We start from the raw sequence: 2,553 nt of genomic DNA, 5'->3' as shown, positions 1-2,553 counted from the left end.
CGAGGGGAAGCCCAGGAGGCTTCAAACCGCCACATGCTGCGTGATCGGTGACGGGATCGTGGTGAGCGATGTGGAAAAAGCGCGCGTGACGCGCTAGGAGGGCTCTGAACAAGGAAGCGTGGTGGGGCGGGAAGAACGCCGACAAGGCCGTTTCTTCGGCAATGAGTCGAACCTGATTGGTTGACAACGTGGTCGTTCTTCCCGCCGATTCCAGTGTGCTTGGCGGGTATCGGGATGGGCAAGGGGTGGCCTGGCCGTCAGGCCAGGGCCCAGGCCCCGTCCGCGCCGGTCAGGCCGCTGTTGATGAGTGTGCGGAGATTGATTGCCGCGCAACGCAGTCGCATCCAGGCGTGGTTCTTGTCGACGCCGAGGTAGCGCAGTTTGATCCGCCGTCCGCGGTTGGTGGCGGTCCAGGAGACGATCCGTTCGACCGTCGAACGGGTGGGGTAGGCCGCCTGGAATTGGGGGGTGCGGGCTTGGGCTCGCGCGGCGCGTAGCAGTTGCTCGTGCGGGTGGATGGTCATCGAGCGTCCGTTTTTGGCGGTGGTGCAGCGGGCTTGCAGCGGGCACTGGGCGCACACCGCGCCGAAGGTCACGCTCCGTTTGGCGGTCATGGTGCGGGTGTGCCCGCCCGGGCAGGTGACGGTCCCGGCCTGCTCGTCGATGGTGAACTCGTCGAGGCTGAACCCGCCCGCCACCGCGGGGACCAGCGGCTTGGGCTTGATCACGGTGTCGTGCCCGTCGCGCTGGTAGGCCGCACGTGCGGCCCCGGTGCCATACGCCGAATCGCCATACACCTCCAGGCCGCCACGGCGCGCGGTGTCGGGCTGGCCACCATCGGTCATCGCCGTGGCGAGCGTCGCGACGGCGGCGGCCACGACGCTGACAGCGACAACCGCGTGGACCGCCGCGGCCACGCCAGTGGCGGTGCTGGTGGTAGCGGCGGCGGCGTGCTGGGATTCGTCGGCGTGCCCCGCTGCGGTGCTATCGGGTTGGGCGCCGCCATGATCGGCGGTGACCACGCCCGGCTCGGGCTCGCCGACACCGGGTTGGCTGTCCACGCGTGCGGCCCCGCCGTCGCTGTCGTTGCCGCTGGGTTGGTAGCGGTCGCGGGCGATCATCTTCTGGCCGACCACGGCGTCGCTGCCGTCGTCTCCGGTTGCCACGGTCAATTCGCAGTCGGTGATCAACCCGGTCTCCGGCTCGGCGGCCAGGTGCCCGCGAAACCCATCGCGGCGCGCCGACTTGGATTTGCGGGTGTGCCGGGCCTGGGTGTCCACGGTGGAGATGACCCGATCCGGGGCGACCCGCCGGGCGATGCGCCAGCGCCCGTCGGTGCCATTGGAGCCCTCGGCCGGTTCCACATCTTGGCCGGCGACCAGCGCCAACAACCCCAACGCATCGGCCGCGGCGTCCTCGCGCGCGGGCGCATCCGGGCCGGTGAGTTCGGCCAGCACCGCCAGCGCGTCGTTGACCAGATCCGACACCAGCGCTTGTTTGGCCGCCGGGTCGTCCCAATCGATGCCCGGCTTGCCCGGCTTGGAGTAGTCGCACTTGGCGACCCGCTCGATCACCGATTGCGCGCCGGGTACGCACCGCGCCACCATGCGCATCGCGGCCACCAGTTGGGTCACTGTGTCCTGGGTGGCCACCGCGTCGTCGAACACCGTCGAATCCACGCAGCGTTTCCGGCGGCCGCGCAGGATCCCGGTGTCGGCGATCACCGCTGCCACCGCGTCAAACACCCGATCCGGACGCTTCGAGGCAGCGATCCGTTTGCGCCAATACACCAGCGTGGACGGATCAAACGAGGTCTGCGTCAGCGACCGCCCGCAGGCCACCTTCCAGCGGATGTCAAAGCGCAGCGCCTCGGCGGTCTGCGGATCCGACAGATCATGCAGCTCCTTGAGCACCAGCACCGACCCGATCAGGTCCGCCGGCAGCGACGGCCGCCCGGTCGAGGAAGAAAACAGGTCCGCGATGAACGAATCCGGGAACAACTCGTGGCGGTGCTCGGCCAAAAACGCGAACACGCTGCCCGGCGCCACCAGCTCCCCGACCAGCGCCTGCGCATCCAACAACTCCCGATCTGACCGCGTAATCCCTTGCACCACAGGATCATCACACGCCACACCGCGCACAGCCGTCAGACACGACCAGCAATGGACGAGTTATTCAGGGCCGTCCTAGAAGCCGTCGACACCGGCACCGCACCGGCAGCCGATACCGAAACCAGCATCGTCGCCGCGCTGCGATCACGGCTGATCGCCAAAGACACCCAGATCGCCCAACTCAAAGCCGCCCTGCGCCAACGTGTGACCAGACCATTGCGGTCCTGCACGGCGAACTCGAGAAACTGAGCGCAACATCACCACGAGGACGCCAATTAAGTTCAAACGCCGCAACTCCATAGATCTGGCAGACCCGATCTGCGGCAACATCGGATACGACCAACCCGGCCCCGTTTCCGGGGCCTGGCCGAGCAGGTCGTCATCGAGGTGCTCTTCGGTCTCCAGCAGGGCTGCGCCGAGAACGTGAAGACGCACCCGGGCG

General features: G+C 67.9%; 2 protein-coding genes. Both read right to left on the bottom strand.

Features of this window, described 5'->3' with window-relative positions; all coding sequences use genetic code 11:
* Nucleotides 1-257: 257 nt before the first annotated feature.
* Nucleotides 258-2,111 carry a transposase gene (locus tag VMD50_RS06205; RefSeq protein ID WP_325425900.1) on the bottom strand — a complete coding sequence of 618 codons (1,854 nt, stop codon included), beginning with the start codon at nt 2,109-2,111 and terminating at the stop codon, nt 258-260.
* Nucleotides 2,112-2,255: 144 nt separating this feature from the next.
* On the bottom strand, nt 2,256-2,553 hold a 298-nt coding region (locus VMD50_RS06200), incomplete at its 5' end, for a hypothetical protein (RefSeq protein WP_325425898.1).

It is taken from the genome of Mycobacterium sp. (assembly GCF_035506235.1).
Classification (GTDB): Bacteria; Actinomycetota; Actinomycetes; order Mycobacteriales; family Mycobacteriaceae; genus Mycobacterium.
The sequence above is the reverse complement of the archived record's forward strand: the minus strand, read 5'-3'. Positions and strand labels throughout refer to the sequence as shown.